This window comes from Methanosarcinales archaeon (genome assembly GCA_014859725.1).
Classification (GTDB): domain Archaea; phylum Halobacteriota; class Methanosarcinia; order Methanosarcinales; family Methanocomedenaceae; genus Kmv04.
The window spans coordinates 1-6,554 of the sequence record JACUTQ010000130.1 but is presented as its reverse complement, the minus strand read 5'-3'; the positions used below and the strand labels follow the sequence as shown (position 1 = coordinate 6,554).

At 42.4% G+C, this 6,554-nt stretch carries 6 protein-coding genes; 2 read left to right on the top strand and 4 right to left on the bottom strand.

Going from position 1 to position 6,554, the window contains the following annotated elements:
- Positions 1-376: 376 nt before the first annotated feature.
- A complete protein-coding gene (locus IBX40_10005) occupies positions 377-1,972 on the bottom strand; it encodes a PQQ-binding-like beta-propeller repeat protein (protein MBE0524649.1) in 1,596 nt (531 codons plus the stop codon).
- 599 nt (positions 1,973-2,571) lie between these two features.
- On the opposite strand from IBX40_10005, the gene IBX40_10000 reads away from it, so the two are divergent.
- Both IBX40_10000 and IBX40_09995 read left to right on the top strand, forming a co-directional pair.
- Entirely contained in the window at positions 2,572-3,003 is a 432-nt protein-coding gene (locus tag IBX40_10000) for a hypothetical protein (protein MBE0524648.1), read from the top strand.
- Between the two features lie 144 nt (positions 3,004-3,147).
- The gene (locus IBX40_09995; protein ID MBE0524647.1) at positions 3,148-3,303 is read left to right on the top strand and encodes a hypothetical protein; all 156 of its coding nucleotides are present in this window, start codon (positions 3,148-3,150) and stop codon (positions 3,301-3,303) included.
- A 236-nt stretch (positions 3,304-3,539) separates the two neighbouring features.
- On the opposite strand, the gene IBX40_09990 is transcribed toward IBX40_09995, so the two are convergent.
- The 3 genes from IBX40_09990 to IBX40_09980 all read right to left on the bottom strand — a co-directional run bounded on the left by IBX40_09990 (position 3,540) and on the right by IBX40_09980 (position 6,132).
- Positions 3,540-4,586 (bottom strand): hypothetical protein, encoded by a 1,047-nt coding sequence (locus IBX40_09990; GenBank protein ID MBE0524646.1) that lies wholly within the window; start codon positions 4,584-4,586, stop codon positions 3,540-3,542.
- 26 nt (positions 4,587-4,612) lie between these two features.
- A complete protein-coding gene (thiL, locus tag IBX40_09985; GenBank protein MBE0524645.1) occupies positions 4,613-5,599 on the bottom strand; it encodes a thiamine-phosphate kinase in 987 nt (328 codons plus the stop codon).
- Between the two features lie 314 nt (positions 5,600-5,913).
- On the bottom strand, positions 5,914-6,132 hold the full coding sequence (locus IBX40_09980) for a histone family protein (protein ID MBE0524644.1): 219 nt from the start codon (positions 6,130-6,132) through the stop codon (positions 5,914-5,916).
- Positions 6,133-6,554: the final 422 nt, after the last annotated feature.

Here is a 6,554-nt window from a genome sequence, read left to right as displayed (position 1 = left end):
ACATCCCTCAGGGAAGTGCCGTGCAAACAGAAGGGGGCTTACTATCCTCACTCATAATTATTTATCCAAAGAATTTTTTACTAAATATGAAATAATCCTTAGAAAATGTGAGATAAGTTAACATTTCCTTGTCATGACACCTCACTTAATAATTAGAGCTGATAATCTTCCTTGTGAGTTCCCAGTCCTATGTGGCCCAGTATTTCTTGATTAACCTGCAATGTGCAATAATTGTAGATTGAATGCTGGAAGGATTGATCATTAGCTCGCGATCGGAGGTGGTAGCGGTAAGATTAATGCGGCAATGATTGGGAAATTGATCAAGCTTGAAAAAAAGAAAAAGTGTATGGAAAAACCATACACTTTAATTTATATTTTATTGAACAAGTATCCAGACGCAGTCCTCGCCTCTGATGGGTGTACCATCGAATTCTTCCATGAGGTTACCCGTTATGGTAAGTTGGATTATCTCTCCTGCGTACCCCTCCAGTCCCAATGTTTCAACCACTTCCTGAGTGTTGAACTTGAGCGTCAAGTCCATGAATCCATCGCCGTCAAGGTCATGGCAGCATGGTCCGTCTTCTACTGGTTCAAATGGTGTGGCCACGTCTTCGTAGTTCCAGCGAAGCGGTGCTACTCCTTCCATACCCGTAATGGTCAGTTGGATCGTTGCCGGATCAATGGTCATTGCATCGAAATCCTCAGTGCCCAGAACGGCAACAGGTAGGACTCCCTTATTCCCTGTGTTGATCGGGTTCGGGCAGGAGCCGGGTTTAATGTCAATATTCACAGGAATTATCCCGAAGGCATATATATTCCCATTTTCATTGCCAATATATACAATTCCATCTGCTACTGCGGGGGATCCTATCATTCTGCTTGCTCCAGTGTAGTAACTCCATATCAAATCTCCGTTCATTTCATCTACTGCGTAGAATGTATGGTCCCAAGAGCCGAAAAATACCTTTCCATCTGCTACTGCTGGGGCTGACCATACTTGGCCGCCGGTTGCAAAGCTCCAAATCTCTGTACCAGATGACGTCGCGTCAAGAGCATGCATATTATAATCATCTGAGCCTATGAACACTTTTCCGTCATGTACGGCAGGTGTTGAAGTAGAATGACCTCCTATATCTGCAGTCCATTCCTCTAGACCGGTAGCCTCATTCAGGCAAATAGCCTGATCACCCACTCCAACCCAATTGTAAACGCCAAAGTAGACTTCAAGGTCACCGTCATCATCACCGTCTGCCACGGTTGCACCATTGCTATTGACCATACCGACTACATTACCATGATACAGGTAATAATCATATTCCCAAATTATTGCACCAGTGGTTTCGTCCAAAGCAACAAGAGTTGGATCGTTATTATCGAAATTGTGAGTGCCGCTAAAGACTTTTCCGTTTGCCACACTTATGGGAGAATCTGGAGTTCCACCAATATATGTACTCCATATTGGCACACCTGTAGTTGCATCAAAGCAATGGATATAACCGCTACTTGCGCCTATGAACACCTTTCCGTTATGAACCGCTGGAGATGACCAATCCCATGGACCGCCTCCTATATATACACTCCAACTCTCTGTGCCAGTTCCGGCATCCAGAGCATAGAAGGTCCCAGATGCTGATAGGAAATAGACAATCCCATTTTCCACAGCAGGTGATGAATATATGGGTCCATCCGTTGGGAAGGTCCAAATATTCTCTCCAGTATATGCATCATTTGCGTAAAGTGTACCATCAATGTCTCCGATGTAAAGTATTCCATTCACAATCGCAGGAGACGAATATACTGCACTGCCAGTATCATATGTCCATAAAGTATCATTTGTGTTTGGCGCTGAAGAAGTCGAATATCCACTCAGAGCCAAATCATGATGAAACATTGGCCAATCGTCAGCCGAAACAATTTGTACAGTTGTTGCAAATAGCAAAACCGCTACTAATATTACCATCTTATTTTTCATATTAACACCTTTATTTTAGTTGTATTTTCCAATATTAGGCAAGGTTCGCCTACGGCTACTTTGTATAGCGCCCCACTTAGCGCTTGATGCATTTACTACAATACCTTTTATGGCAAATCCCTATGCATCTCGGATTTTTTAAACTGTAGTTTCTAGCCCCATTCCAAAGTCAATAGTATTGAGCCTATTACAAGATTAATATCCATCGAGTCCATTAATTTGCAATACTAACGCCTCCACCGATACTACCTCATAACTTACACTATATTTAGTACCGTCGAGCCCATACCTCCAGTAACACTCTACTGTTTACTTATTATGTTTAAATTAGTTAAACTTTTCGTAAATATTTTTATTCAATATAAATATATATATATAAATTCATTAATTTAAATAAATTTTAAAATAATAATAAATATATTGCCTGTAACTTCAGCCGAGTTGGTGCTTAGCCGAATGCCGTTTAGATGCGGATCACATCCGAAAGGGGAAGTGCCGTGCAAACAGAAGGGGGCTTACTATCTTCACTCATTTTCATTTATTGCTATGCAAAATATTTTTACCTTTAAACATCTTTTAATTACTGGAGTTGATTTTCCATGTGTATCAGGAAAGAAAATCTCGGAAAGATCGTCATAGCCAGTATTGCCATTCTAGTAATTAGCCAGGTCATACACACGATAGGTGCTGTTTTGACCATGGATTATTATACGGATGAAGCGTATGCCCAGGTGTGGAGCAAGATCATGATGCCCGCAATCGGTCCGCCGCCAATGTCGTTCTATATCATATCAATGTTTTCTGCCTTTGTATTTGCTCTGATCTTCGTTTCTGTCTATGACATCTTTGAAGCATCAGTACCTGGAAAAACCTGGAAAAAGAAAGGAGTTTACTACGGATTGATAATCTTCCTGCTCAGCAGTCAATCATACATGGCTATGTCCTACCTGATAAACCTGCCCTGCGCTATACTGCTGGACTATTTCCCTACTATTGCAATAATGGACTCGAACTCTTTGTTCCTTCTTTGATCTTTTTGACAGGATTAACAGGATCAACACGATTGAAATGTTGCCCTGTATCCTGTCAATCCTGTAAATCCAGTCTGAAATTATTACATTCCAATTAATCTCACATATTTCCCTACTATAGCAATAATTAATGGACTCGAACTCTTGGCGGCCGTCCTGTGCACAGGCACCGGGGGCTCGCTGTGGGTGGAGAGCGGCGGGAGGTCTGTAGTTTTGGGACATGTGCGGTTCTTCCGGGTTTTGATAATGCTGCGTGGTGGTGGATTTTACGGGTGTTTTGCCATGGCTGTTAAAATATAAAATTACCGTGATAATTAAATGCTGTCCTTTTGGACTCGAACTCTTTGTTCCTTCTTTGATCTTTTTGACAGGATTAACAGGATTGAAATGTTGCCCTGTATCCTGTCAATCCTGTAAATCCAGTCTGAAATTATTACATTCCAATTAATCTCACATGGGCAATTGAAGGACTGGTGATAAGTCTGCTGGCCGGACTAATAGCAGCGCGAATCATCCCGTCAAGAGACTAATATTGATCAGACCACTATCACATTGCCGGCCTTTTCAGACCATATTGTAACAAAATCCGAAGGGTCTGCCGAAGGGTAGGTATCTATCAGACACACATCACAGGTACCAGTTACATCAACCAGGAGCCTCAGATCGCCAAAAAATATCTCAGCGACAATTTTACCGTTTCGCATAGCTCTGGCCACCAGAACGGGTTCCTCCCCAACCAGGGGCAGGTCTTTGATCGATACCATGGATTCCAATTGCACATCCAGAATATCCTTATTGACCTCAACATTCAATAGCAGGTTCTCAACTGCCGGGCGCCAGGCATCATTGAAAAATACTTTTTTTGCTCCGGCTAACATGGTCATCATACCAAGAGCGCCTGAACCGCACATACCGTCCACCACCACTGCACCGGCCAGCAATCCTTTCATGTCCAGCTGCTCAATTATTCCCATCTTGTTCTGGTTGTTGAACTCGATATGTATCCTGCTCTGCTGCTTATAGATCACCAGCTCACCGAAAATAGTCTGGGCAAGATCACCCCTCATATCACACCCTGACAGGAGAATATATTCATGAGGTTCTGAATCCAGGTCAAGAATGCCCACACTCTCTGCCTGGTCACCTGTTCGCAATATAACTCCCTTGACCTCTGGCACCCCGTTCACAATATCTTCTGCACTGACCTGCTGGATATTATCTGCTATGATGACAAGATTATCAGACCCCAACCTGGGCGGGTACATGATTGGAAAACCCGGAGAGATAAGTGGTGTACCCACCTTGGCCAGTCCTGCTGCATCATCCCTGTCCCCATGTTCCTGCATAACGGATAATACCTGACCCATTATGGCATCAAGGGGTCTTCGGCCGCATGAAGGGCACAAAAGGGTATCGCTGTTGATATTTTGAGCACCTGGCTGAGCTGGTAGCGGAGCACTCTTATCCCAACCTGGTTCTGGCAAGCATTCCGGGCAGGCAAGGTATAATTGATATATGGAATCCAGTACCGCCTCAGCTGTCTGGATGCAGTCGGGTTTCCCGCAGATGGGACATGTGATCATGGTATCAACTTTAGGCTCTAGAACTGTTAAATATTATCCCCGAACTGCTGGAATCCCCTTGCTTCAATATCTTTAATACGTCCGCTTCGCTGCATGGTGATACTATCAGAAGTGATATTTCCGATTATTGTGAATTCTGCAACTTCACCTGCTTTTTCAATACATTCGGGTTTCAATGTAAAAAGCAGTTCAAAATCACCACCAGTATATATACTCCATTCAACCAGCTGGTCATCATCCCTTGCAATATCCCTTACATTCTCATGGATTGGGATTTCCTCAAACTTAATAAAGAATCCAACATTGCTAGCAGCGGCCAGGTCATGCAGGGACAGTGCCAGCCCGTCACTGATATCCATCATTGAGGTTACACACCCTGTTCGGGCCAGTGCCATACCCTCAAAAATCCTGGGTGTGGGTTGATAGAATTTTTTAACCAGACCAGAGTCCACATTCGTATCATTTTTGAGGGCATCCAGTGCGGCTCCTGCCGTGCCCAGTTCACCGGTAACGCATACAAGATCGTCGATCCTGGCACCTTTTCGTAATATGAGATGTTCTTTTTCTGTCGATCCTAGCACAGAACCCACTACAGTCAGTTCATCATGTCGGTCAATATCGCCACCAATGATATGAGTCCCGTACGTCTCTGCACAGGCTTTCATCCCTTCAACCAGTTCTTTTAGATTATCCAGCTCAAGGTCAGGGGGCAGTCCCATAGCTGCCATTACTCCTATGGGCCTGGCACCCATAGCTGCAATATCGCTCAAATTCACGGCCATGCTCATCCAACCCATCTGCCATGGGGTCATGCCTGCAGGAAAATCAGTACTGCTGTGGAGCATATCTGTGGATGCGACCAGAAGTTCAGACCTACTCAGTTCGATAACAGCACAGTCATCCTTGCCTGCAGCAACCAGTAGAGATGGCCTATTTGAAATTGGACATATTTCCATAATTTCAGTTATGATGGAAACAAGTTCTCTTTCTTTAATTTCTCTTATTTTTGTCATAGGATTTTGATCTGCTTATGTTTCGAAATATTTATTAGTTGGCAGTTATATTATTATTTGGGGAAAAATGGGAGAAGTAAACAATCAATATATGATCAGCTTCATTGCTTGTAAGACGAATATTGTAACAATGTAGGCGGAGTCCTGGGTGTAGGGATCTCTACAACCAACGGTCTTAAGATATCAATTCATTTTAATGGAGTTATTGATCCTAAGATAGCTCATGCAGTATCTTAATATTTGTATGTCCAATTAGGTTAAAAAACGGATGCAAATGTAGATCTGGCTATGGTTCAAATGGAAAAATTCCATATTCATCTTTTCATCTGTTTTAACGCTTCTTCTATGTCTTCACCTTTCACAGTAGTCCGCTTGGCATGAATGGCGAGACTATTGGCCCGTATTGCTAATTCAATACCATACTCTTCAAGATGTTCTGCAAGGGCTGCACTGGCTGTTGCACTTACTCTATGGGCTCCTGCTGCCCTTATCACTCTTTCAATTGGCGCAGTTGGTATGATTCTTTCTTTCATAATACAATACCTCTATGGATAAAATTCCAATTAACGTATAATTAGATGGTTAATCATTCAATCAAGCATATTTATACCTTATGATTTAAATTTACAGCTAAATGCAGTAAAAAATTCAAATTAAGGCAAATTTAAATATTGTTCCCAATTCAGTAGTTTTCTCTTTCAAGTCAATCATCCAGCCCGAAATATGGGCGATTTAAGAGCGATGGTGCAGACATAACTCAAATGAATATGAAATAAGAATCATCCCGCGATAAAAGGATTAATTCTATAACTATCCCCCCTCTTTTCTTCAGCGGGTTTTGTAACCCAACCCTTCTGAAGAGATCGGACTTGAAGAAGTAATCTAGCCTGAAAGTACAATCTGTATAAATCCGTGTAAAAATTCTATGATCTAACAATCACTTTCAACATATTTT

Coding starts and splice junctions, on each gene's coding strand:
- IBX40_10005 (MBE0524649.1), bottom strand. CDS start 1,972: ATGAAAAATAAGATGGTAATATTAGTAGCGGTTTTGCTATTTGCAACA.
- IBX40_10000 (MBE0524648.1), top strand. CDS start 2,572: ATGTGTATCAGGAAAGAAAATCTCGGAAAGATCGTCATAGCCAGTATT.
- IBX40_09990 (MBE0524646.1), bottom strand. CDS start 4,586: ATGATCACATGTCCCATCTGCGGGAAACCCGACTGCATCCAGACAGCT.
- thiL (MBE0524645.1), bottom strand. CDS start 5,599: ATGACAAAAATAAGAGAAATTAAAGAAAGAGAACTTGTTTCCATCATA.
- IBX40_09980 (MBE0524644.1), bottom strand. CDS start 6,132: ATGAAAGAAAGAATCATACCAACTGCGCCAATTGAAAGAGTGATAAGG.